Source organism: Erythrobacter sp. HA7-11 (genome assembly GCF_055693605.1).
The window spans coordinates 776,451-799,235 of sequence record NZ_JBVFUF010000002.1 but is presented as its reverse complement, the minus strand read 5'-3'; the positions used below and the strand labels follow the sequence as shown (position 1 = coordinate 799,235).

The following is a 22,785-nucleotide window of genomic DNA, read 5'->3' as shown; positions in this document are numbered from 1 at the left end:
AACTCCCCTCATGTTCGCCTGCGCGAACTCGAAATTTCCCCGTCCCGTCCGGGACACAAACACGGCTTCCCCGCCGCCAGCCGCGCGCAAACGCGGACAGCGCGCCGACTAAGAAAGGCGGCACAGCACAAACGGGGCATGTTTGATGGAAGACGGTATTATCGTGGGTTTAGTCGGGATGGAAGGGGTTTTTGCGGGATTTTACGGGAAAAGCCGAAAAGCTATTGTTTTATATGGTTAATTTTCAACGCCTATCCGTCAAACCACTTAGCAGGTCAATCGAGATCAGAGCGCCAAAAGGCTGATTTTCTGCCAATTTTAGGAAATCGAGGCTGCACGACTCGAAAACCCCGCGCTGGTCCCGCGAAATCCCCGACCGCAATTTTCGCTCGCTTCAGCGCTGCTCAAATGCGTATTCGAGCAGGCCGATGAGATTCGCCGAATCCCCACCCGTCAATTCCTCGTGCTCAAACACGGCAGCATCAGCGAGCACTGTGACTACGCCTTTGCCGACGGAACAGCGCGCCATCGCGCCGTTGGCGAGAATTGTGCAATCGTCATTGCTAGCCGACACTTGTCCGGACAGAACGAGCGGGAGGTTAAAGCCTTCCACCGACGCCTCTAAGGCAGCGATTTCCTGCGTCTCGTCAAAGCTGATTTTCAGCCCCCAGCGATCAATCACCGGAGGGATCAAAGCGGACAGGGTCGGCAAACGCGGATCCCCGAGTGGCAATTCATAGTGACCGCTCAAAGCTGGATCGAGCACAATCAATAGCGTACCACCCGCCCTCACCCAATCATCGAGAGCGACATTATCCTGCGGAGAAAGGCCGCGTGGCTGGATGACCGCCAATCGTGTGTGACCGGCCAGCGGGTCAAATTCTGGCTCTTGCGGGGAAAGCCCGGGAACCGGAGCAAGCGTATCGACCGGGACCAGTGTGTAGCAGGGAGAAATTGCGACTTTTTGCCAGGTTCTGATGCGTTCGCCACCTGCTGCGAGATCACTGACGTCTGCGCCCAACGGCCAATAGATTGGCAGGCTAGTCATCAAAGCCAATGCAGGCGGTGGTTCCGCACGACTCTCTTGCGCACACTCCGAGGCCGCAGTCTGCGCTGGGCGCACGAAGACTAGGAATACCGCTGCAGCGACAGCCAAAAGGATCGCCACGAAACCAGACGCGAGAAAGGGATTAAGGCGCCTCGGACTCATCTTTAGGCAATTGGTCGCGTTCGATGCCGCCTTGGGTCGCGCCCGTCCCTGCCCCTACCTCTGGCACGATCGCGGCTTCCTGCGTTGGCGTTGCCTCAGGCTCGGATGGTAAATCTGGCACAACTCCGGCATCGGCCAAGGGATCACGAAGTGGCGGTGCTTCGCTTGGCTCGGTCGTGGGGGCAGCTTCAGGAACAGCGGTTTCTTCGCTAATCGCCGCACGCCCTTGGATGATGCTGGCAAGGCCCACCAATAAGACCATCGCGGCAAGTCCGGTTAATCCGACCTGCAAGCGATGCGCGGCTTCTTCACGTGTTCCGCCCAGAGGCGCGCCAGCCACTTCGCCGGAATTTCCGGTCGCCGCTTCGCGGTCGGCGATACGAGCTTCGAACAGTTTGCGATATGCCATATGCTCAGCCTAACACGCTTGTTCGAGCCAGTCGAACACCGGCAGGTTTTTCTCTTTCAACCAATCCGCGTTGTAGAGCGTTGAGAGATAGCGGAAGCCAGTGTCGCACAAGATCGTTGCGACCTGCGGATTTTCGCGCCCCTCGGCAACCAATTGCTTGCCCAGCTCGACTGCCCCGGCGACATTGATGCCGGAGGAGAGACCAAGACACAGCCCTTCTTCGCGCAACAAGAGCTCGACCCATTCCATGCCTTCCTCATCGGAGATGCGGAATTGCGTATCGATCGGCGCGCCTTCTAGGTTGGCAGTGATCCGGCCCTGCCCGATCCCTTCCGCAACCGAAGACCCTTCGCTCTTGAGTTCGCCGTGAGCGTAGTAATTGTAGAGCGCCGCGCCATGTGGATCGGTCAGCGCGATGCGGACGTTCTCGTCTTTCTCTTTGAGGCCCATTCCAACGCCTGCAATGGTCCCTCCGGTCCCAGCTGCGCAGGTGAAGCCGTCAATCTTGCCGCCGAGCTGTTCCCACAGTTCTTGCGATGTGCCTTCGATATGCGCCTTGCGATTGGCGACATTGTCGAACTGTCCGGCCCAAATCGCGCCCTCGGTCTCTTCGGCCATGCGCCGCGATGTATGCTGGAAGTGCGCAGGGTCCGCATATTTGGTCGGTGGAACGAGCACCAGGCGAGCGCCAAGTGCGCGCAAAGTGTCCATTTTTTCCTTCGACTGATTGTCGGGCATGACAATCACAGTCTTGTAGCCGAGCGCATTCGCCACCAGAGCGATACCGATTCCGGTGTTGCCAGCCGTGCCTTCGATCACAGTTCCGCCGGGCTTCAAATCGCCGCGCTCTTCCGCGTCGCGGATCATATAAAGCGCCGCGCGGTCTTTTACCGAAGAGCCGGGATTGGCAAACTCGCATTTGCCCCAGATGTCGCAGCCAGCCGCCTTGCTCGGCCCTTCGAGCCTGACAAGCGGGGTATTGCCAATCAAAGCGAGCGTATCGCCGATGGGTTGAGTGATATTCATATCATGCGAGGTAAGCGGTCCGCTGCGCGCTCGCAACGAAGTTTAATCTTCTGGTGCGATAGTTACCTTCAGGCCGTCGAGCTCCGACGTGAACGGGATCTGACATGACAGGCGCGAGCCTTCCTTGCGGTGATCGCTGCTTTCGAGCAGATCATCTTCGTCTTCGCTCATTTCCGGGAGCTGGTCGGCGAAATCAGCGTCGACCTGCACATGACATGTCGCGCACGAACAGCATCCGCCACACAGCGCCAGCAATTCGTCAAAGCCGTTGTCGCGGATCGCTTCCATTACGGTCAGGCCATCTTCGACCTCGATCTCACTCGTTTCGCCTTCACGATTGGTGACGATCATTTTTGGCATGAGCTCAAATTCCTTGTTCTTGCTTTATCGCGTGTCGGCGGCGCTCTATCCGATAGTCTAGCGCGCTGCTAGAGGCGAATTTGAATCTGGGTTTGTGGAGCGGCAAGTGGGATTAAGCGCTGAATATATCAAGGCGGGCCTTGATGAACTTGCTGATAATGACGCGGTCCTTGCCCGCGAGATTGAGCGGATTGGCTATCCCGAGCCGCGCCTGCGGGATCGTGGATATAAGACGTTGCTGCGCACAATTGTGGGCCAGCAAGTCTCGGTCGCGGCGGCGACGTCCATGTGGAACAAGCTAGAGGCGGAACTGGGCGAGGACTTCACCCCGACCTGCTTGCTCGAACGCGATTTCGATGCGCTTCGCGCCTGCGGCCTGTCCCGCCAGAAACAAGGCTATGCCCGCAGCCTGTGCGAATTGGTCAGCGCGGGCGACGTCAATTTTGATCAGCTTCCGGCGGATGACGAAGACGCCATTGCAGAGCTGACCAAGATCAAGGGCATCGGACGCTGGTCGGTACGAAATCTATCTGCTGTTTGCCGAAGGCCGCGGCGATATGTGGCCAGCTGGTGACCTCGCCGTCCAAGAGGGTGTCAAAAGGCTGCTCGAACTTGAGGAGCGCCCGTCCGAAAAAGACCTACGCAAAATTGGTGACCGCTGGCGCCCCCATCGCGGCGCAATGGCGATCTTCACTTGGCATTTTTATGCCAACCCCGCGCTCTAACCAGAGCCAGAAAATGGCCCGGCTCGCTTGTAAACGAAAACACAGTCTGTATTGCTAGCACAATACACCTATTTGAAACCCGGAGGAAAGCCCCCATGTCCCCAATTATTCGCGCAGCCAGCGCAATGGTTGCCTCCATTGCGGCAAGCACACTCATCCTGCCGGGAGCTCTCTCGGCAGACAATCAGACAACAAATACCGGAGCAATGATGACCAGCACCGTCGAAAGTTTCCCGCTTATCCCGCGCGACGCGTTGTTCGGCAATCCGACACGCGCGCAAGGTCGCATCAGCCCTGATGGCAATTATCTTAGCTGGCTCGCTCCCAAAGACGGCGTTCTCAACATCTGGATGGCTCCGCACAACGATCTGGATGCAGCAAAAGCGATGACCAACGCAGCGGACCGCCCGATCCGCCAGCACTTCTGGTCGCCCGATTCCAAGAGCTTGCTCTACATTCAGGACAAAGGCGGCGATGAGAACTTTCTGCTTTATTCGATCGATGTCGAAAGCGGCGAAGAAACAACGCTTACGCCGTTTGAGAACACGCGGGTCGATATTGTCGGCGGGTCAGAAACCATTCGCGACAAAATCTTGATTGGCCTCAACAATCGCGACCCTCAATTCCATGATGTTCACCTGCTGGACCTCAACACAGGCGAGCTGGAGCTTGTGTATGAGAACAACAGTTATGCAGGCTTTGTTGCTGATGACACGCTAACCTTGCGCATGGCGATGCGACAAAATGAGGCTGGCGGGACGGACTATTTCCGCGTTGCAGACAATGTGGTGGAGGACGCGCCGTTCGAAACCACGGCGATGGAAGATTCGCTCACCACGTCACCAGCGGGCTACACCAATGATGGCTCAGTGCTCTATTGGCTAGATAGCCGCGGACGCAATACCGCTGCGTTGTTTGCGCAGGACACGGCAACGGGCGAGAAAACGCTGATCGCCGAGAATGAGAAAGCCGATATTGGCGGTACGATGCGCGACCGCGAGACCGGCGTGGTTGAGGCGTACTCGGCCACATATCTTAAAACCGAATGGACCGCGATCAACCCAGCAATCAAGGCGTCGTTTGATTGGCTCGAAAGCCGGTTAGACGGCGAGTTTGGCGTCGCCAGCCGGACCGATGATGACCAGACTTGGATCGTATGGAACGACCCGCTGACTGCGCCGAGTGGCAGTTACATCTATGATCGTGCCGCGCAGAGCCTGACGCCGTTCTACATCACTCGTCCAGAGCTGGAAGGTGCGCCGCTCCAACCCATGCATCCGGTTGAAATCACCAGCCGCGATGGCCTGACTCTGCCTTCATATCTCACGCTTCCACCAGGCAGCGATACCGACGCAAGCGGTCGCCCAGAAACGACCGTACCGATGGTCCTGCTTGTGCACGGCGGCCCATGGGCCCGCGATGGTTATGGCTTTGCCAGCACCGTCCAATGGCTCGCCAATCGCGGCTACGCCGTGCTGCAAGTCAATTTCCGCGGCTCAACCGGTTTCGGCAAGGACTTCATCAATGCAGGCAACAAGCAATGGGGCCTGTCGATGCACGACGATTTGATCGATGCGACCGATTGGGCGATTGCAGAAGGCATCACGACCGCCGACCAAGTCGCGATTATGGGCGGTTCCTATGGTGGCTATGCAACGCTGGCGGGCCTCACATTCACGCCTGAAAAGTTTGCGTGCGGAGTCGATATTGTCGGCCCGTCCAACCTCGAAACGCTGCTCGAAACCATCCCGCCATACTGGGCGCCGATGGTGAAGATCTTCCACGAGCGCATGGGCAACCCGAACACTGAAGAAGGCCTAGCGCTGCTGAAAGCCGCAAGCCCGCTCTACAAGGCAGATCAGATCACCAAGCCGCTATTGATCTTGCAGGGCGCAAATGATCCGCGGGTCAAACAATCGGAAAGCGACCAGATTGTCGGCGCGATGAAAAAGGCCAACGTGCCGGTCACTTACGTCCTCTACCCCGATGAAGGGCACGGATTTGCCAAGCCGGTCAACAATATCGCCTTTTCTGCAATCACCGAGAACTTTCTCGCCAGCTGCCTTGGCGGACGCAGCGAAGGCATCGGCAACACTGTGGCCAGTTCAACCGCACAAATCCTCGAAGGCGCAGAGCATGTTGTCGGCTTGGAAGAAGTGCTGAGCGACTAATCCTGAGCAACCTAGATCAGTTATCACATCAAGACCTGACAAAGTCAGACCATCGCACTAAACAGGTTGCAAACTGCAATCTGAGAGGGATCACATGGGCGATACAGCGGGACACAGGTCAATTTTCATCACGGGCGGCGCCTCGGGCATTGGCCGAGCAACGGCGATTTTCTTTGCCGAGCGCGGCTGGTTTGTCGGAGTGGCCGACGTGAATGTAGCTGGCATGGAGGAGACCAAGGCGCTCGTTCTTGAGGGCCAGTGCTCCACGCATACACTCGATGTGCGAGATCGCGCTGCCTGGGATGAAGCGCTCGAAGCCTTTGCGAAAGCAGCCGGCGGCAAAATCGATTGTGTTGTCAACAATGCCGGGATCGGCACGGGCGGTCCGCTCAATGAGCTGGACGTGGATGAGATTGATCGCTGCCTCGATATCAACATCAAGGGCGTGCTGTACGGCGCCCAAGCAGCCTATCCCTACCTCAAGGAAGCCGCGCCGGACTCCGTCCTCGTGAACATCGCTAGCGCGGCTGGCATCACAGGCGGCTCGGGAATGAGCGTTTACAGTGCTACCAAGTTCGCCGTGCGCGGTATTGCCGAAAGCCTTGATGCAGAGTGGGCCCCCGACAAGATCAAGGCGTGCTCAATCTGTCCGAGCTTCATCGAGACGCCTTTGCTGGACGGCACCGGCAATCGCCATTCCAACGAGCCAGTGCGAGACCGCGTGAAAGCCGCTGGTCTTGAAATTACGCCAGTCGAGGAAGTGGCCGCCACCATCTGGAAAGCGGTGCATAGTGATGACGTGCACTATCTCGTCGGCAAGACCGCGAAGAAGCTCAACTTCGCGAAGCGGTGGACCCCAGGCAAGATTCGCAAGCAGCAACGTGCGGCATCGGGACTGCTCGGGCGCTAACACAGCTCTAAATTCTAGCCTCAAGCGATTGCGTCGATCGCGTCGACCATCTTTGCATCGCGTTCTGAGAGCGCGCCGCCATTGTCGGGGTCAGCATCATGCGTGGTCAGCGTGATTTTAACGCGGTTGTAGACATTGGACCATTCGGGATGATGATCGTGGCTGTCGGCGAGCAAAGCAACGCGGCTCATAAAACCCCAGGCAGCGGAGAAGCTCTCGAACTCGAAAGTCCGCTCGACCGCCTTGCCTTCTCGCGCTTCGTTCCACTTGGGATGATCGGCAAGCAGAGTTGCCCGCTCCTTCTCGTTCAATTCGGCGACTGACATATTGGGGGTCTCCATCAAGCATGAGTTGTTCGCATGCCCGCTTTTGCCTAACGCCCACATTCATGCAAGAGGGCTCCATGCAAGCGCGCCTGTCCGCCACTGACCTAGCCTGCCGCCGGGGGGACCGCGTACTTTTCCGGGGACTTGGCCTCACGTTGGAGGTTGGCGAAGCGTGCCACGTCACCGGGGCGAATGGCTGCGGCAAGACAACCTTTATACGCGCGATGGCAGGACTGCTCACCCCGTTTTCTGGCAGCGTTGTAAGCGAAGGCGCGATTGGCCTGCTGGATGAGCGGGTCTCGCTTGATCCCGATCTGCCGCTGGCCAAGGCGCTGGCATTCTGGGAGCGGATAGACGGCTGCGCAGATGCGCCCGCAACTTACCGGATGCTGGGGTTGGAACCGTTACTCGACATTCCGGTGCGCTATCTTTCGACCGGACAACGCAAGCGCGCCGCGCTTGCGAGCCTCATGAATCGGAGCGCGCCAATCTGGCTACTCGATGAGCCTTTGAGCGGGCTAGATGCGAAAGCAATCGACCAGGTGACTGCGCTGATTGCCGCGCATTGCTCAGATGGAGGGATCGCACTGATCGCTTCGCATCAGGAGTTGGCGATTGAGGGACTCAAAACGCTCGCTATTGAGGATTACGCGGAATGATCGGCACGCTTTTACGGCGCGATTTGGCGCGGTTCTTCCCGTTTGCGGGCGGCGGCGCAGCGCTGCCGCTGATCTTCTTCCTCGCGGTTGCGATGCTTTACCCGTTCGCGGTCGGACCCGATGCGAATGTACTCGCCAAAACCGGCGGCGGCGTGGTGTGGATCGCCGCTCTGCTCGCCGCAATCCTGCCGTTGGACGGGCTGGTCGCACGCGATATCGAGCATGGCGTCTTCGATCAGCTCAAACTGCGCGGCGTAACCGAAGAAATCAGCATGTCGGTGAGATTGCTCGCACATTGGCTGAGCTTCGGCCCGCCGCTGATCATTGCGACCTTTCCAGCCTCCGCGTTGCTTGGCCTCGATGGAGCGACACTGCATGTGCTTTTGCTGGGGCTCTTGGCGGGCACTCCGGGTTTGGCAGCCATCGGCCTTATGATCGCGAGCCTCACGGCCAGTCTGCGCGCTGGCGCAGCCCTGTCCGGCCTGTTGCTGATCCCGCTGGCGCTGCCGATCTTGATCTTCGGCGCAGGCGCACTGGCCCGCATGGATCAGGCGAGCCTCGGTTTCGTAGCCGCGATCAGTCTGTTGCTGGTAGCAATCGCGCCGTTTGCGGCGGGCTCCGCGATTAGGGCTGCAAGGGAAGGCTAATAAGGCGGCTTGTCTTTACCCGTCGGGCTGAGCGTGAATATCTCAGTGCCCTCTTCAGTCACAGCCAGTGAGTGCTCAAACTGCGCGCTTAGCGACTTGTCGCGCGTCACCGCAGTCCAACCATCGCCCAGCACTTTAGCCCAAGGCTTGCCGAGGTTGATCATTGGCTCAATCGTGAAGAACATGCCCGGTTTCAGCTCTGGCCCAGTGCCCGCTTTCGCCGCGTGCACAACCTCTGGCGCATCGTGGAACAGGCGGCCAAGGCCATGTCCGCAAAACTCGCGCACCACGCCGTAGCGGAACTGCTTGGCATGCGCCTCAATCGCAGCGCCAATATCGCCGAGCCGCGCGCCGGGCTTACCGGCAGCCTCGATCCCGAGCATCAGACATTCATGGGTGACTTCGACCAGCCGCTTGGCCTTGAGCGATGGCTCGCCGGCAAAGAACATGCGGCTCGTGTCGCCATGCCAGCCATCGAGCAGCGGCGTCACATCGACATTGACGATGTCGCCTTCCTTGAAGACTTTATCGCTCGGGATGCCGTGGCAAATCACATGGTTGATCGAGATACAGCAGCTATGCGTATACCCGCGATAGCCAAGCGTTGCCGGAACTGCGCCGTGATCGAGCATCATCTCGCGCACTTTGGTGTCGACACTCTCTGTCGTCACACCCGGCTGAACCCAGCCTGCGACCTCGTCCAGGATCCGCGCGGCCAATTGGCCCGCCTTGCGCATCCCTTCAAAGCCTTCTTCAGTGTGCAATTTGATCGTGCCGTCGCGGTAGACGGTGTCGCTGCCTTCAATTAGCTGATATTCTGTCATGCGCGCTATGTAGCGACAATCGCCGCGCTTTGCGAGATCACAAATGTTCCACACCGCGCGGCGGCAAGCGCAATTGACGCTTGGCAATTTTGCGCCGCTAGCTAAGGACTAGGCGCATGACTGACGTGAGAGAATTGATCCAGCCTGATCGCGGGCAAGACGCCATCGCCATCCACCTTGTGACCAAAGCGGGATGCCAGGAATGGCTAAAGGGACTCAGCGCTGGGAAACGCGCCGCGCTTCAGGGGCAAAAGTTCGATGGCAGCGTTGGACAAGTTGCGATTGTGCCCGATGGGGATGCATGGTTTGCAGCGGGCGGGGTTGCTGATCCCGACAGCCTCACAAGTTACTGCCTGGCATCACTGGCAGAGCGGCTTCCCGAAGGCACCTATCGGCTGGAAGGCCACGATGCGGGCGCAGCGATGTTCGGCTGGCTTACCGCGCATTATAAATTTGATCGCTACGTGAAGGATGACGATGCGAGCGGCCCGCGCGTGCTGTTGACCAAACAGGCGCAGCGGATCGAAGCTGTGTTGGCCGAGGCCGAAGCTGAAATCCTCGTGCGCAATCTGATCAACACGCCTGCTGAAGATATGGGTCCAGCCGCACTGGAAGCGGAATGCGACAAGCTGGCCAAGGAATTTGGCGGGACGCTGAAAGTGACGAAGGGCGATGCGCTGGAGCAAGGCTATCCAATGGTGCACGCTGTGGGACGCGCGGCGGCTCGCCATCACGCGCCGCGCATCATGCATCTCAGCTGGAAGCCCAAGGGCGCAGATGACAAAACGCCAGTGATCGCGTTGGTCGGCAAAGGCGTGTGCTTCGATTCCGGCGGGCTCGATATGAAGTCGGCTGTGGGCATGCGGCTGATGAAGAAGGATATGGGCGGCGCTGCGCATGCTATCGCCTTAGCCGGCTTGATCATGCGTTCGGGACTGAAGGTTAATCTGCACCTGTTCATCCCGGCGGTTGAGAACGCAGTGTCGGGCCCAGCATTCAGGCCCGGCGATGTCTTGGACAGCCGCAAGGGTCATAAGGTCGAAATTCACAACACCGACGCAGAGGGCCGGTTGATCCTCGGCGATGCGCTCACCCGAGCAAGCGAGGAAGAGCCTGAACTCATCATCGACTTTGCGACTTTGACCGGCGCGGCGCGGATCGCGCTCGGCCCGGATTATGCCGCAATGATGGCGCGGCGTGATACAACCGCAATGGAAATGATCGAAGCGGGTAGGTCGGCTGATGACGAGCCGTGGCGGTTACCGTTGCCCGAGGCCTATTTCGAGTACCTAAAATCCGACATCGCCGATTTCACCAACGCTCAGAGCAATCCATACGCAGGAGCCAGCGTCGCAGGCCTGTTCCTCGACAAGTTTGTAGGCGAGGGAATTGATTGGGTGCACTACGACACCTTTGGCTGGCGTCCCTACCCCAAACCGGGCCGCAGCAAAGGCGGAACAGCCTATGGCCTACGCGCCAGCTGGCACGCCTTGCAAAAACGCTATAGCGGTAGCTAACTTGCCCGAAAGAATTTTGCCGTATAGGGGCGCGCGACCGCGTAAGTTATCGCGCGCGGCACCTTAGGGGACTAAGCTCAGATGAGCGAGAAAGCGACATATGACGTGCCAACCGGTGTGCTGGGGCTGACCGGCCCTGTCGCTCGTCCGGAGCCCGGGACACTGCCGCTGCGAGGAGACTTGGCCCACATCGCCCTAGCTGGCACACATTTGGCGGCGCACTATGTCATCCCGCAGAGCCGTTTCATCGGCCCAAATGGCGCGGACGTGATGGAAAACACCCGCGATGACAGCCCCGTTGTCGCGCATTTTGAACCGGGCACTGCAATCGAAGTCCTCGATGTCGCGGGCGAGTGGATTTGGGGCTGTCTCGGCCCGCATGGTCCAAGCGGCTATATGAAAGCCAGTTGTCTCGCCGACTGAAGGCGCTAGAGCGTCGGGCATGACGCACCGCATATTCATCGATGGAGCCGCCGGAACGACCGGTCTCGAGATTCGCGACCGGCTTGCGGGCCGCGACGAGTTTGAGCTGCTGGTGCTCGATGATGACCGCCGCAAAGATGAGGCCGCGCGCAAAGAAGCTCTGCACGAAGCGGACATCGCGATCCTCTGCCTGCCAGATGATGCCGCGCGCGACGCGGTGAAGCTCGCCGAAGGGTCCAACACTCGGATTATCGACGCGTCGTCCGCGCACCGTGTGGCGGAGAGATGGACCTATGGCTTTCCCGAAATCATCGGCAAAGACAAAATTGCCAATGCACAGTTTGTCGCCAATCCGGGATGTTATCCTACCGGATTTCTTGCACTCGTCGCACCGCTTGTGCGCGCCGGACTTCTGCCAGCCGATTGGCCTTTCACGGTGAACGCAGTCAGCGGATATTCGGGCGGCGGAAACGCTCTGATCGAACGGTTTGAAAGCGAAACCGACATTGCGTTTCGCACTTACGGTTTGACGCTTGCTCATAAGCATCGGCCAGAGATGAAGCTGCACGCTGGCCTGAAGCATGAAGTGTTGTTTGCGCCATCGGTAGTCCCTGCGTTGCGCGGCATGATTGTAGAAGTTCCGCTACATCTCGGGGCGATGCCGACTGATCCCAGCGCCGAGGATTTGGAAGTAGAACTCCAGAAGTTTTATGAGCGATCAACGGTCGTCCACGTCAGAAGCGGTGACACCCCTACCGAACTATTGCTGCGCGATGGTCAATCCGCCAATGACGGGATGGAGCTGTTTGTTTGCGGAAATGAAGGCGGCTGGAATGCGCGCCTCATCGCCCGGCTCGACAATCTAGGCAAAGGCGCGAGCGGCGCGGCAATCCAGAATCTCAACATCATGTGCGGACTGCCAGAAACGACCGGCCTGAGGCTTTAACCAGCGAACTGCCCAAAAATTAGGCACCCTGCGCCCTACGCTTAAGCACAATTCATTCGCTTGATACTTTCTTGCGCAATCTGCCTGGATACGGAATCACCCTTGCGCAGACGGGCGGATGATTTACCAGATCATGCCCATCATTTGGCACGATTCTTGGATCGCGCATGCGAAATAAAGCAGGCGCTACTCAGGCCTGTCAGGGGAGACCATCCGGGCCGTGAAAAAAGTCGAAGCAATCATCAAACCCTTTAAGCTCGATGAAGTGAAAGAGGCGCTGCACGAGATCGGCGTGTCGGGTATCACGGTGACCGAAGCGCGCGGCTTTGGCCGACAAAAAGGTCACACGGAGCTTTATCGCGGCGCCGAATATGTCGTGGACTTCCTGCCCAAAGTGAAACTCGAAGTTGTCGTAAGTGATGACCTCGCCGAACGCGTTGTCGAAGCCGTCGCCGCTGCTGCTCAAACAGGGCGCATTGGAGATGGAAAAATCTTCGTTTCCCCGATCGAAACCGCTTTGCGCATCCGTACTGGCGAAACCAACGACGACGCTATCTAGATCTCGTTCAACCTCTCTGCTCGCAAGCAAGCGGGCGACAAACAAAAGACCAGCTGGAGAATACACCGTCATGGCAAGTGCAAAAGACATCGTAAAACGCATCAAGGATGAAGAGATCGAATGGGTCGATCTGCGCTTCACCGATCCAAAGGGCAAATGGCAGCACCTCTCGATGGCTGCATCGGTCATGGACGAAGATGCTCTTGAAGACGGCTTGATGTTCGACGGCTCGTCTATTGCCGGCTGGAAGGACATCAACGAATCTGACATGATCCTGAAACCAGATCTCGACGCGGTCTATGCTGACCCGTTCAGCGCGACCCCGATGATCAGCATCTTCTGCAACATCATCGAGCCATCCGACGGCCAGCTTTACTACCGCGACCCACGCTCGACCGCCAAGCGCGCCGAGGCCTATCTCGCCTCGACCGGCATTGGTGACACAGTCTATGTCGGTCCAGAGCCAGAGTTCTTCATGTTCGACGATGTTCGCTTTGAAGACGGCTATGCCGGTTCGGGCTTCGCCATCGACGATGTCGAACTGCCAACAAATACCGGCAAAGAATACGACATGGGCAATATGGGCCATCGCCCACGCGCGACCGGAGGCTACTTCCCCGTCGCTCCCGTAGACAGCGCAATGGACATCCGCGGCGAGATGGTTTCCACTATGATGGAAATCGGCCTCAACATGGACAAGCATCACCACGAGGTTGCTGCCGCACAGCATGAGCTTGGCATCACCTTTGAAACGCTGACCAAATCGGCTGACCACGTTCAGGTTTACAAATATGTCGTTCAGCAAGTCGCTCACGCTTATGGCAAGACCGCAACTTTCATGCCCAAGCCAATCAAGGCTGATAACGGCAGCGGCATGCACAGCCACATGTCGATCTGGAAGGATGGCAAGCCGACTTTTGCTGGTGACGAATACGCCGGTCTTTCGGAAACCTGCCTCTATTACATCGGCGGTGTGATCAAACACGCCAAGGCACTAAATGCTTTCACCAACCCAACCACCAACAGCTATAAGCGTCTGGTTCCGGGTTTTGAAGCACCTGTTCTGCTTGCCTACTCGGCGCGCAACCGCTCGGCATCTTGCCGTATTCCTTACGGCGCTGGCGAGAAGGCCAAGCGCGTGGAGTTCCGTTTCCCGGATGCTCTCGCCAACCCGTACCTCGCCTTCTCGGCGTTGCTGATGGCTGGCCTCGACGGGATCGAGAACAAGATCCACCCGGGCGATGCGATGGACAAAAACCTTTACGACCTGCCGCCAGCTGAACTCTCACAAGTTCCAACGGTCTGCGGCTCGCTTCGTGAGGCCCTTGAGGCGCTCGAAGCCGATCACGACTTCCTGTTGAAGGGTGACGTGTTCTCGAAAGATCAAATCGAGGCCTATGCCGAACTCAAATGGGAAGAGGTCATGCGTATGGAAACAACGCCATGCCCCGTTGAATTCGACATGTATTACAGCTCGTAATTCGCTGATTCGGGCTCGCGGGCGGTCAAAAATCGACTGCCCCCGTCCTCAAGCAGCGAAGCGGTAGGACAATAGAAAAGGCCGCTCGGGAAACCGGGCGGCCTTTTTTTGATTGCAGAGAGCACGAGGTGCTTGAGTCAGAATTGATCCTGCAAGAGACCGCGCTGTCCATTGGCGATCACCGATCCAACCAATGACGATATCGTCAATAGAGAAATCCAGTCGAGAGGTGTCAGAGCTGGGATCAGATTGAGGTGTGCGAGCACGGACCAAATGCCTCCGACGACGAACACACCATAGAATGCCCAGACGCACATCAGACGGTGCACATCGTCCCAAAGTTCATCAAACCCGCGCAACATCATCCAGCAAGAATACCCGAGAAAAGCCAAGCAAAGGAGAAGCAAGACCGACAGCAATGGCGTGAGCGACAATGAAAGCGGCTCTACTAGAGCGAGCAAGATCATAAGCCCTCCCCAACCAAAGCATCCAATCGCACTTGTTCGAAATAGGTTGCGCTGATCCTCCCAGTCTTCGCGATCAGCAAACATCTTCGCTCTGATCCCGTAGTTGGGAAAGAATGCGCCTGCACCTACAAAGAGGCTGATAAAAACCATCAACCCTCCAACCGTGAGTGCAGTGATTATCGAAGGTTCGAATAGTCCAGTGAGGGAAAGACCTTCAATCCACTGTCCGACATCCCAACCCATCGCCCTCCGGATCAGCGAGAATGAAACGCCGACGATGAAGCCGACGAGTAAGGGCATTTTAAAGAAGTCCCAAGTACGGCGGGCCAGCCCTGGTTCAACAATTTCAGTTTGATCTTTGGTCATAGCAGTCACTGTACCTCTGGCTCCCAGTCATCAATAAACAAGTCGGGCAAATTCACGCCGAACAGCTTCGCCATGCGCAGCGCGAGCGGCAGGGAAGGATCGTATTTGTCGGTCTCAACCGCATTGATCGTCTGCCGTGACACACCCAAGCGCTTTGCCAGCTCTCCCTGGCTCCAGCCGTGCGTTTCACGATGTTCTTTCAATCGGTTTTTCAACCTTCAATTCCTCGTTGGCGATTCGTGCCTGTAAAGACCTCTTTACTGTAAAGACCTCTTGTCAGTCAAGAGCTCTTTACAATTCCCGTTTTGCACGCCCCACGAAACACAAACCATTTTCCTACTCGGATAATTTCTGCCTAATACGTCTGCCTCTTCTTCCGCACCTGCGACGAGGCGCCCGATTTGCCTGAAACCGACACCTATCTTGGCCTGCTTGATCGCAGCGTCGCGCTAATTGACAAGCATCCCCGCAGGGCAGCGATCGCCCTCCCCCTTCTCGCCCTTTTTCTGGTGATCATGTTTGCGGCTTGGCAAGCGCCTTCACTGATCAGTTTGTACGAAGCGCAGACCGACCGCGAGTATTCTCGCCAAGTCGTTGATGAAGAGCGCGAAAGATTGGCGCGCGCCAAGGCTGTCAAAGTTGACGAGCTAATTCGCGCTCGCTTGCTTCATCTCAGGCGGCGATCATCATCCAGCCGTGCAGTCATTCGCGCGCTTGTGTTTGACATCGACCAATCTGAGCAGGTCGTCGGTATAATTGATGTGTTCGAAAGCATGGACATTCGTACGGAAAGGACAGGCATTCGCAACCGCCCCCTTCCGTTGACTGCTCTGCGGCACACACTCGACTACATGCTCGCGAGCGATGTGCCCCAATGCATCGCGCGAAATGTTGATGATTATGAAGATGAGGAATTGAAGGCATTTCTTATTGCCGGCAATCTCAGAGCGTCTGTCGCGTGTCCTTTGCGCAACCTTGATGGGCAGCCGATTGGCCTGCTCGCTGTGAGCATTCGCACCCCTCTGGAAGAGAACAAATTGGTCTATCCGATGACGCGCGACGCGGCATTGGAACTTGGTGCCATCCTGACAGAGTCTTCATTGTTCAGCGCCGTCATGAAGAAAAAAATGGATTTGGAGTTGCAGATATGAACACGCGAAAGCCAATTTTTAAAGCGCTGCGAGCAATTCTGGGTCGTGGCATTCGCCAAGCCGAAGTCGACCAAATCGACCGCGCGATCGATTGCATGGAGGGCGATGATGAGGTTTGCGAGCAACTGCCTCGAACGAGCGTGTCGGCTGCAATTGTCAGATCAACCGATCAACCTAGTCGCATCGGAGAGGCGGGAATTGCGCTGATCAAGAGGTTTGAAGGCTGCGCGCGGTTGCGGACTGACGGACTTGTCGAAGCCTATCCTGATCCAGGGACCGGCGCTGACCCTTGGACAATCGGCTGGGGAGCAACCGGGCGCGGTGTCGATCGCGACAGCGTTTGGACCCAAGCACAATGCGACGAGCGGCTGGAACAAGATCTTGTCCGCTATGGAGACGGTGTCTCACGCGCGCTCGGAAACGCGCCAACCACACAGGCCCAGTTCGATGCAATGGTCAGCTTCCACTACAACACCGGCGCGATTGCGCGAGCGACTTTGACCAAGAAGCATATTGCGGGTGATTTCGAGGGGGCGGCCCGAGAGTTTGCTCGTTGGAACAAGGCAGGCGGGCGCGTGCTTAAAGGGCTGGTGCGCAGGCGCGCAGCCGAAGCCCGCCTATATGCCTCCTGACTGAAATCAGTAATCGCGACTGATTTCTGCAACGACACTCTGTCGCCCGATCGTCGAAACGCTTCCAAGAAGCGAAAGCCACCGCGTGATCCGGTATTCTACGCTTGTCGCGCTGTAGCCACGCCCATCGGTGATAATCTCGACATAGACGCGGCGACCTAAATTCTTGCCCAGCGCAACTCCAGTTCCGCGATTGAGCGCCGGGTCGGCACTGACGATACGTAGCTGATCAAGGCCAATGGCATTGCGCAAGCGGCTAACCGGATCGACCCCGCCGCCTCCGCGCAAACTCGCTAAGGCCGCTCCCAATTGTAACGCATCAGTCGCGGACAACGAAGTGACCGAGCCACCAAAGAGCAGCCGGCTAAGAATTTCTTCTTCGGGGAGCTGAGGGTTTGAATCGAACGCGATCTGGGGCGCTTCGGAATTGCCCGTAATGGCCACCGTTACATCAATGCCATCGCTTTCGGATTCTGCAGCGATATCGAGGCGCGGATTGATCGGCTGATTGGCATCAAAAGCGATCCGGCCACGGGTCAGTTCAAAGCGTGTACCGGCAAAGCTGTATGCGCCGCGCACGAGATTCGCCTGCCCTCCTATGCGAGGGTCACTGGTCGTTCCCCGCAAGACAATGTCAGCCCCCCATTCGCTATCGAGGCCAAGCCCATCAACCTCGATCCGGCTGCCACCACTCGCATTCACAAGGTAACGCCAGGATGACGCAGAAGCAGCTCTTGGCATGGCGTCGCGCGGGGTATTGACCTCACGCGTGCGAATGTTGGGCAATGCCAAGTCGTCGGCGGCAACGCCCAGCACCCAGCTCGCCCGGTTGATGCGCAACTTCCCTGCAATGGTTCCGCCACGCCCATCAGAAACGATCCGCAAGGGTCCAGTTAGCGTCGCGGACAAACCGTTGGCATTGAGCAGACGTGCCCTGTTGACCGCTGCGCGCAGATCAATTTGCGGCGCACGTCCTGACCGTAGACCAGCAAAATTTACAGTACCGCTGCCAGTGACAGTGCCATCGCCCGAGGTCGTCCCTGCAAACCGGGTCAATTCCAGCCGCGATCCAGCAAAACGCCCGCGAACCGCAACATTGCCGATATCTGTCCCTGACAATGCGCTTTGAACGCGCAGATTGTCGCTTGAAACACGTCCGTTAAATACCGGATCAAGCAATGTGCCAGTTACTCGTGAGGAGATGCTTGCCGGGCCTGTGAGATCAAAGGTCTCGATCCCCGCCAACCTCCACACAGATTCCGCCGGGCCATCATAGTTGATATTCGCAGCAAGCCTTCCGCGCTGTAGGCGAGAGATGAGATCGCTGCCCGACGGAAGGCCGGTGATTGTCCCCTTTACCTTACCCAACCGATTGCCCTGATCGCGAAGGACCGCACCGCCATCAAGCCTTGAGGGGGTAAGGTCGAAGACAGCCAGCAAGTTTACCGGACGCGATGATAAGACCAGTCCTGATCGCGTAAAATTCTCGATCCTGATCTTGGCGTTTGCGCTCGGCGCAGCTGCCCCCACCTGGCGGTAATTGACCAGACCCGAAATCACCCCGCCAAAGCCAAGATCTGCGACTGCCAGATCAGCGAGCGAGAGCGGCATGTTGGCTAGCTTAGCTTCAATGGCCGTTTCCGCTCCGCCAAGCGCGCCTTCCAAAATCGCATAGCCGCGCCCAAAGCCGATTTGCGTCGGGGCCAAGCGCCATCCCTCGCTGCCTTGCGAAGAGGTGAGCACCGCCCGGCGCGGCATTGTGATTGCCCGCCCTGCAAACTCGCCCCGCGCCAAAACCGCGATGCGATTGGGTTCAAAATCGCCGTCGAACTTCAGCGCGAAGCGGTCGCTGCGTCGTCCGGCAATCGAAGCAGTAACATTCCCGCTGCCGTTGGTGATGTCGGCGTCTGCAGCGAAACGGGCGATGTAAAGCCCGCCATATCGCAAGCCTTCGCCGGCTATGTCTGCTTGTGCTTGGTTGGCACCCTCAGCAAACGCGCCGCGTGCGGTGATCGATGCACTGTCGAGAGCGATGGGAACATCGCCGCCAAACGACGCATTGTTCGCGGTTAGATCGGCGGCAAAACCTTGCGCCGGACCTTCCGGAGCCAAACCTATCCGGCCTGATAATCCACCTCCACTGAGCGAAAGCTGCCCGCGCACTCCGTTTTCCTCGAGTGTCAAAGCTCCGGTCACATCGGTGCGCCATACCCGCAAAGTGTTGATGTCGATTTGCGCGGGCGCATTGCCGGGCAATGCCAGACCCAAGGAACCTACGAACGGGCCAAGAAGCGAGCCGCCTTCGGTATCGATTGCAAAGCCATTGTCGCTGGGGGCAATCGCGACGCGAACATCCGAAAGACCAGCGGCTGGTAAGGGATCTGCGAAGACAAGAACAGCCCTTGGGCCATCGACAGCAAATGTCGCGTCGATATCAAACGGGCCGTATTCGCTATGCCTGCCCGATCCGACCAGCGTCGTGCGCCCGTCGACCACGCGGTACCGTCAGCGTTCAAAGTCAGGTTCGCGCTCTCAGCCGACAGCGCATTGATTGCCAAGGGTGAATTCCCGCCGACAGACAATCCGCCTCGCAGCTTGATCGGACCACCAGCAACATTGGCCACAGTCTCGTTTGAGATACTTGCAAGATCGCCTACGAAATTCGCTCGCAAGCTCCACGGTGCGTTTGCCGCGAGCTTGAACAATATTTTTGCGGTCGCATTGGCAGTGCCAATATCCTCAAGCGCTAGACCGCGCCCTGCGACCGGTCCAGCGATCGCATAGGCTCCAGCTGCTGTATCGCCGCGCAAGGTCAGATTGGCAGCGATCTGCCCGAACGAAACCTTTAGATCATCGCTGCTTAGCCGGTTTGCGCGCCAATCAAGAACTCCGTTCAATGTGCCATTGGCCAGGTAAGGATCAATCGATGCAATCCCGCTGGTCACTTGGCCGCTTGAGACATTGAGCGGCACAGACCACCCTGCCCCATCGTAGCGGGCCGTGCCCGCCTGCTGCAGCAAAGCGAGCTCAATCTCGCCCGATGTGAGCCGGCCAATGGAAAGCTCGTGCGCCGCTGCTAAATCGCGGAACGGACCATCAAGCGTGGCAAAAAGTCTGGTATCCGCGAGCGTGAGCGACTGCCCGAATAGCGCAGGATCGCGCAGCACTGCATCAATTGAGAAGCCATCGAAGGCATTTCCGGCTAGGTCGACTTCGCCTTCCCCTCGGGCGAACAAAGACGCGGTTACCGCGGTAACCTTCCCGTCAAAAGTGCTCTCTTCAAGTGTACCGATCGCTGCCAAGGACACCGCTTCACCCAGAGCTCGCGCGGTTAAGCCATTACCTTCCACAGGCGAGGCAATTTGGCCCAGAAGACTGTACTCACCCGCGCGGTTCGCCAATTGGAAGCCCGCCACACGTTCAACTTCGTCATCTTGCGCTGAACTGCTCGTAACGAGGCCGTAGCCAAGCCATTCGGTCCATGTCCCATCGCCAGTAATCTGCGCGCGGTACCCCTCATCAAGGCCCGCCAATGTAGCAATTACGCCGCCCTCCGGAGCGGAGTAGTCGAATTCCAGGTCGAACCGGTCTCCGTCAGGCATAGCGTCGAGTAACAAGGAGAGACTGTCGATTTCTCCGAGTTTGCCATCGGCCTCAATAAACGCGCGGTTGGCGCGAATATCGACGCGAGAAGTCAAATTGACCCGCTGCGCATCTTCGCCGACCAAACCCGGCGCAAGGGTCAATTCTTCAATCGCAAACGTGTCGATGCGGATGTCAAAGTCCGGCAGAATCGGCGCGTCAGGATCACCCGGCAACAATTCCGGCAGGCGCAATAGTGTGCCCCGTCGTGCGGTCAATTCGCGAATATCGAGCCCGCTCCACAGCCAGGCGAGCGGGTTCCAATCGAGTTCGACCTCCGGAATTCTCAAGAATTCGCCTTGCGGATCGTACAGTGTGACATCGTTCAGTGTGGCCTGCCCGTAAATGTCGCCGTCAATGCGCCCTACCTCGAACCGCAGTCCGGAAGCCGGCGCAACCTGCGCAATTTGGTCCGCTACGAACCGCTTGCCTATCGAGGTGCTTAGGAACGCTCCCACTAACAGCACGGGGAGCAACAATATGGCCAGAACCCAGCCAAGCCGCTTGGCCCAGCGACGCTTCCGCTTTCTGGGAGGGCTTTCACCTTCCGATGATGCGGCCTCTTCGCTCATCAGAACGCTTGCCCCAGGCTAACATACACGACCACCGGGCTATCGAATTCATTCGGATTGAGCGGCACGCCGACATCCAGCCGGATCGGGCCAAAGCCAGTCTTGTAGCGCACGCCCAGACCTGCGCCGACGCGGATCAGGCCAAAGTCGGGCGTTCCTCCGGTTGACACAGACCCGGCATCGACAAATGGCACAACTTCCAATGCGCCATCGAAGAAGCCGGTCTGAATGCGCGCCTCGATCGCCAACTCGACCAATGAGCGCCCGCCTGTAGGCTCACCGGTTACCGGGTCGCGGGGGCCGATGGCTTGAAAGCCGTAGCCACGCACCGAACCGCCGCCGCCGGCATAGAGCCTGCGTGACGGAGCAATAACATCTGTGTCAGCCCCCTGGATCGTCGCCAATCGGCCTCGGCCTGCCAGCACTGTCGATCCGATGGATTTATAGTAAGTCGCGTCCACTTCGCTGCGGAAATAGAAGCTCGTCACGCCTTCGCTGCGCGAAACCTCCGGGGCGAGTGCACCGGTAAGACGAAAACCCGATGTTGGGTCGAGCAGATCATCGCTGCCATCAATCGTCGCGCGAGAGAAGAAACCAGCAATCGTGAAGTCTTGCCGAGGAGCTTCAACGCCGCCCACGCCTTGGTTGCGTTCGCTAGACAGCAGGAATTCGCTTCCGACCGCCCAGCTGAACGGTTTCTGGAAGAGCAGGTTGGATAGCCGCTCAAAGGTGCCGCGAAGTGCGATGGTGCGCGCATCAACCGCTTCGGTCTCAATATCGCTGGCATACGCGTCGATTGTGAGCACCTGGTCGCGCGCGCGGAAGTTGCTGCGCTTGTAGCTGAGGCTGGCGAGACGCTCGCGCGTTCCTACGATCGCACGTGCGGTCAAAGCCCCTTCGGGAGGGAAGAGGTTTCGATGCTGCCAACTCGCCTCCACCTTTAGCCCATCTTCGGAGCCAAAACCGATCGCGCCTGCGATGGTCCGCAATTTTGCCTTTTCCAGCCCCACATCCATCGCGACCACGCCGGGTTCATCGCCCTGCGGCGGGGTTACTTCGCGCGGCGTGATTGTCACCGCAGACACAAGCCCGGTGGCAGTCACCGCTCGGCGCAAATCAAATTCAAGGCTACGCTGATAGGTATCGCCTGGCTCAAACCGAGCGATTCGGGCAAGATGGCGGCCGGACAAAAACTTCGGCAGGCTGCTGTTCACTTCGCCGAAGACATATTTCCCGCCCGGCTGCACCGGAAGATTGAGATCACCCTCACGGCGATCATGATCGATCAACAGTTCGGGCTCATCAATCTCGGCAAAAGGATAGCCTTGCTCGCCCAGCGCGGTGTCGAGCGAGGCGACTTGCTCAACGATCCGATCGTTGTTGAGCGGCTGGCCACGCTCAATTCCGAAAGCTGAGCGCAAGTTGGGGTAATCAGGCGCGCTGTCGAGTGCCCCTAAATCAATCGCGCCAAATTCGTATCGGATGCCCGGAAGGATATCAAAGCGCACCCCCGGATCAATTTCAGCGACTTCTTCCCCGACGCGGCGACCGCTGATCTGCCGTATGACTTGCCCGTCATGGTATCCGTAATTGCGAAGCAGGTCTTCGAGCAATTCCTGGTCGGCCCGCGCCCGCGCCGCAAGCTGAGCGATCGAGTCGTCATCTGTATCAAGCTGCTGCACCGCCGACAGGGCTTTGAAACGGGTGACGAAGTCGGTGCCCTCGGGAAAATTCTCGCGATCGGCAGGAAACGCAAGCACCAG

At 58.1% G+C, this 22,785-nt stretch carries 22 protein-coding genes and 1 pseudogene; 12 read left to right on the top strand and 11 right to left on the bottom strand.

The annotated features are described in order from the left end of the window. Positions 1–394: 394 nt before the first annotated feature. From ACZ1GU_RS04135 to ACZ1GU_RS04120, 4 genes are all read right to left on the bottom strand, one after another. The gene (locus ACZ1GU_RS04135; protein ID WP_472646823.1) at positions 395–1,048 is read right to left on the bottom strand and encodes a hypothetical protein; all 654 of its coding nucleotides are present in this window, start codon (positions 1,046–1,048) and stop codon (positions 395–397) included. A 142-nt stretch (positions 1,049–1,190) separates the two neighbouring features. Continuing rightward, on the bottom strand, positions 1,191–1,619 hold the full coding sequence (locus tag ACZ1GU_RS04130) for a hypothetical protein (protein WP_472646822.1): 429 nt from the start codon (positions 1,617–1,619) through the stop codon (positions 1,191–1,193). A 9-nt stretch (positions 1,620–1,628) separates the two neighbouring features. After that, positions 1,629–2,645: a cysteine synthase A gene (locus tag ACZ1GU_RS04125; RefSeq protein WP_472646821.1), complete on the bottom strand. Its 1,017-nt coding sequence runs from the start codon at positions 2,643–2,645 to the stop codon at positions 1,629–1,631. Between the two features lie 42 nt (positions 2,646–2,687). After that, complete coding sequence (locus ACZ1GU_RS04120; protein ID WP_472646820.1) at positions 2,688–3,005, bottom strand: 2Fe-2S iron-sulfur cluster-binding protein; 318 nt, start codon at positions 3,003–3,005, stop codon at positions 2,688–2,690. Positions 3,006–3,111: 106 nt separating this feature from the next. Between ACZ1GU_RS04120 and ACZ1GU_RS04115 the strand changes: the two are divergent. From ACZ1GU_RS04115 to ACZ1GU_RS04105, 3 genes and pseudogenes are all read left to right on the top strand, one after another. Further along, positions 3,112–3,730 (top strand): annotated as a pseudogene (locus ACZ1GU_RS04115) (DNA-3-methyladenine glycosylase family protein). Between the two features lie 95 nt (positions 3,731–3,825). Further along, positions 3,826–5,901 (top strand): S9 family peptidase, encoded by a 2,076-nt coding sequence (locus tag ACZ1GU_RS04110; protein ID WP_472646819.1) that lies wholly within the window; start codon positions 3,826–3,828, stop codon positions 5,899–5,901. 94 nt (positions 5,902–5,995) lie between these two features. Next, a complete protein-coding gene (locus tag ACZ1GU_RS04105; RefSeq protein WP_472646818.1) occupies positions 5,996–6,811 on the top strand; it encodes an SDR family oxidoreductase in 816 nt (271 codons plus the stop codon). A 20-nt stretch (positions 6,812–6,831) separates the two neighbouring features. On the opposite strand, the gene ACZ1GU_RS04100 is transcribed toward ACZ1GU_RS04105, so the two are convergent. Further along, a complete protein-coding gene (locus ACZ1GU_RS04100) occupies positions 6,832–7,137 on the bottom strand; it encodes a 4a-hydroxytetrahydrobiopterin dehydratase (RefSeq protein WP_472646817.1) in 306 nt (101 codons plus the stop codon). Between the two features lie 77 nt (positions 7,138–7,214). Here ACZ1GU_RS04100 and ccmA point away from each other — a divergent pair, with 77 nt between their 5' ends. Further along, positions 7,215–7,796 carry a heme ABC exporter ATP-binding protein CcmA gene (ccmA, locus tag ACZ1GU_RS04095; RefSeq protein ID WP_472646816.1) on the top strand — a complete coding sequence of 194 codons (582 nt, stop codon included), beginning with the start codon at positions 7,215–7,217 and terminating at the stop codon, positions 7,794–7,796. Next, the gene (locus ACZ1GU_RS04090) at positions 7,793–8,443 is read left to right on the top strand and encodes a heme exporter protein CcmB (RefSeq protein WP_472646815.1); all 651 of its coding nucleotides are present in this window, start codon (positions 7,793–7,795) and stop codon (positions 8,441–8,443) included. Before ccmA ends, ACZ1GU_RS04090 begins: the two co-directional genes overlap by 4 nt. Here the strand turns inward: ACZ1GU_RS04090 and map are convergent. Further along, positions 8,440–9,267, bottom strand: coding sequence for a type I methionyl aminopeptidase (gene map, locus ACZ1GU_RS04085; protein WP_472646814.1), 828 nt, complete (start codon positions 9,265–9,267; stop codon positions 8,440–8,442). The two genes, ACZ1GU_RS04090 and map, sit on opposite strands and share 4 nt — an antisense overlap. 116 nt (positions 9,268–9,383) lie before the next feature. On the opposite strand from map, the gene ACZ1GU_RS04080 reads away from it, so the two are divergent. The 5 genes from ACZ1GU_RS04080 to glnA all read left to right on the top strand — a co-directional run bounded on the left by ACZ1GU_RS04080 (position 9,384) and on the right by glnA (position 14,192). Further along, complete coding sequence (locus tag ACZ1GU_RS04080; protein WP_472646813.1) at positions 9,384–10,784, top strand: leucyl aminopeptidase family protein; 1,401 nt, start codon at positions 9,384–9,386, stop codon at positions 10,782–10,784. 81 nt (positions 10,785–10,865) lie between these two features. Continuing rightward, positions 10,866–11,207 (top strand): hypothetical protein, encoded by a 342-nt coding sequence (locus tag ACZ1GU_RS04075; RefSeq protein ID WP_472646812.1) that lies wholly within the window; start codon positions 10,866–10,868, stop codon positions 11,205–11,207. A 19-nt stretch (positions 11,208–11,226) separates the two neighbouring features. Continuing rightward, positions 11,227–12,153, top strand: coding sequence for an N-acetyl-gamma-glutamyl-phosphate reductase (gene argC, locus ACZ1GU_RS04070; RefSeq protein ID WP_472646811.1), 927 nt, complete (start codon positions 11,227–11,229; stop codon positions 12,151–12,153). A 220-nt stretch (positions 12,154–12,373) separates the two neighbouring features. After that, positions 12,374–12,712 (top strand): P-II family nitrogen regulator, encoded by a 339-nt coding sequence (locus ACZ1GU_RS04065; RefSeq protein WP_472646810.1) that lies wholly within the window; start codon positions 12,374–12,376, stop codon positions 12,710–12,712. A gap of 70 nt (positions 12,713–12,782) precedes the next feature. Further along, on the top strand, positions 12,783–14,192 hold the full coding sequence (gene glnA, locus ACZ1GU_RS04060) for a type I glutamate--ammonia ligase (protein WP_472646809.1): 1,410 nt from the start codon (positions 12,783–12,785) through the stop codon (positions 14,190–14,192). A gap of 137 nt (positions 14,193–14,329) precedes the next feature. On the opposite strand, the gene ACZ1GU_RS04055 is transcribed toward glnA, so the two are convergent. Continuing rightward, positions 14,330–15,025 carry a hypothetical protein gene (locus ACZ1GU_RS04055; RefSeq protein ID WP_472646808.1) on the bottom strand — a complete coding sequence of 232 codons (696 nt, stop codon included), beginning with the start codon at positions 15,023–15,025 and terminating at the stop codon, positions 14,330–14,332. 5 nt (positions 15,026–15,030) lie between these two features. Continuing rightward, positions 15,031–15,240 carry a helix-turn-helix transcriptional regulator gene (locus tag ACZ1GU_RS04050; RefSeq protein ID WP_472646807.1) on the bottom strand — a complete coding sequence of 70 codons (210 nt, stop codon included), beginning with the start codon at positions 15,238–15,240 and terminating at the stop codon, positions 15,031–15,033. 186 nt (positions 15,241–15,426) lie between these two features. Here ACZ1GU_RS04050 and ACZ1GU_RS04045 point away from each other — a divergent pair, with 186 nt between their 5' ends. After that, positions 15,427–16,176 (top strand): hypothetical protein, encoded by a 750-nt coding sequence (locus ACZ1GU_RS04045; protein WP_472646806.1) that lies wholly within the window; start codon positions 15,427–15,429, stop codon positions 16,174–16,176. After that, positions 16,173–16,808: a lysozyme gene (locus tag ACZ1GU_RS04040; RefSeq protein WP_472646805.1), complete on the top strand. Its 636-nt coding sequence runs from the start codon at positions 16,173–16,175 to the stop codon at positions 16,806–16,808. Before ACZ1GU_RS04045 ends, ACZ1GU_RS04040 begins: the two co-directional genes overlap by 4 nt. Before the next feature lie 6 nt (positions 16,809–16,814). Here ACZ1GU_RS04040 and ACZ1GU_RS04035 read toward each other — a convergent pair whose 3' ends face one another. The 3 genes from ACZ1GU_RS04035 to ACZ1GU_RS04025 all read right to left on the bottom strand — a co-directional run bounded on the left by ACZ1GU_RS04035 (position 16,815) and on the right by ACZ1GU_RS04025 (position 22,782). After that, a complete protein-coding gene (locus ACZ1GU_RS04035) occupies positions 16,815–18,419 on the bottom strand; it encodes a translocation/assembly module TamB domain-containing protein (protein WP_472648709.1) in 1,605 nt (534 codons plus the stop codon). A 662-nt stretch (positions 18,420–19,081) separates the two neighbouring features. Further along, a complete protein-coding gene (locus ACZ1GU_RS04030) occupies positions 19,082–21,022 on the bottom strand; it encodes a translocation/assembly module TamB domain-containing protein (RefSeq protein ID WP_472646804.1) in 1,941 nt (646 codons plus the stop codon). Beyond that, a complete protein-coding gene (locus tag ACZ1GU_RS04025) occupies positions 21,022–22,782 on the bottom strand; it encodes an autotransporter assembly complex protein TamA (RefSeq protein WP_472646803.1) in 1,761 nt (586 codons plus the stop codon). Before ACZ1GU_RS04025 ends, ACZ1GU_RS04030 begins: the two co-directional genes overlap by 1 nt. Positions 22,783–22,785: the final 3 nt, after the last annotated feature.

Bases quoted from the DNA above. Each gene is read 5' to 3' on its own strand.
- ACZ1GU_RS04135 (WP_472646823.1), bottom strand. From the start codon at position 1,048: ATGACTAGCCTGCCAATCTATTGGCCGTTGGGCGCAGACGTCAGTGAT.
- ACZ1GU_RS04075 (WP_472646812.1), top strand. From the start codon at position 10,866: ATGAGCGAGAAAGCGACATATGACGTGCCAACCGGTGTGCTGGGGCTG.
- ACZ1GU_RS04100 (WP_472646817.1), bottom strand. From the start codon at position 7,137: ATGTCAGTCGCCGAATTGAACGAGAAGGAGCGGGCAACTCTGCTTGCC.
- ccmA (WP_472646816.1), top strand. From the start codon at position 7,215: ATGCAAGCGCGCCTGTCCGCCACTGACCTAGCCTGCCGCCGGGGGGAC.
- ACZ1GU_RS04125 (WP_472646821.1), bottom strand. From the start codon at position 2,645: ATGAATATCACTCAACCCATCGGCGATACGCTCGCTTTGATTGGCAAT.
- argC (WP_472646811.1), top strand. From the start codon at position 11,227: ATGACGCACCGCATATTCATCGATGGAGCCGCCGGAACGACCGGTCTC.
- map (WP_472646814.1), bottom strand. From the start codon at position 9,267: ATGACAGAATATCAGCTAATTGAAGGCAGCGACACCGTCTACCGCGAC.
- ACZ1GU_RS04105 (WP_472646818.1), top strand. From the start codon at position 5,996: ATGGGCGATACAGCGGGACACAGGTCAATTTTCATCACGGGCGGCGCC.
- ACZ1GU_RS04110 (WP_472646819.1), top strand. From the start codon at position 3,826: ATGTCCCCAATTATTCGCGCAGCCAGCGCAATGGTTGCCTCCATTGCG.
- ACZ1GU_RS04035 (WP_472648709.1), bottom strand. From the start codon at position 18,419: ATGCCGCTCTCGCTCGCTGATCTGGCAGTCGCAGATCTTGGCTTTGGC.
- ACZ1GU_RS04130 (WP_472646822.1), bottom strand. From the start codon at position 1,619: ATGGCATATCGCAAACTGTTCGAAGCTCGTATCGCCGACCGCGAAGCG.
- ACZ1GU_RS04030 (WP_472646804.1), bottom strand. From the start codon at position 21,022: ATGAGCGAAGAGGCCGCATCATCGGAAGGTGAAAGCCCTCCCAGAAAG.
- ACZ1GU_RS04090 (WP_472646815.1), top strand. From the start codon at position 7,793: ATGATCGGCACGCTTTTACGGCGCGATTTGGCGCGGTTCTTCCCGTTT.
- ACZ1GU_RS04055 (WP_472646808.1), bottom strand. From the start codon at position 15,025: ATGACCAAAGATCAAACTGAAATTGTTGAACCAGGGCTGGCCCGCCGT.
- ACZ1GU_RS04080 (WP_472646813.1), top strand. From the start codon at position 9,384: ATGACTGACGTGAGAGAATTGATCCAGCCTGATCGCGGGCAAGACGCC.
- glnA (WP_472646809.1), top strand. From the start codon at position 12,783: ATGGCAAGTGCAAAAGACATCGTAAAACGCATCAAGGATGAAGAGATC.
- ACZ1GU_RS04040 (WP_472646805.1), top strand. From the start codon at position 16,173: ATGAACACGCGAAAGCCAATTTTTAAAGCGCTGCGAGCAATTCTGGGT.
- ACZ1GU_RS04120 (WP_472646820.1), bottom strand. From the start codon at position 3,005: ATGCCAAAAATGATCGTCACCAATCGTGAAGGCGAAACGAGTGAGATC.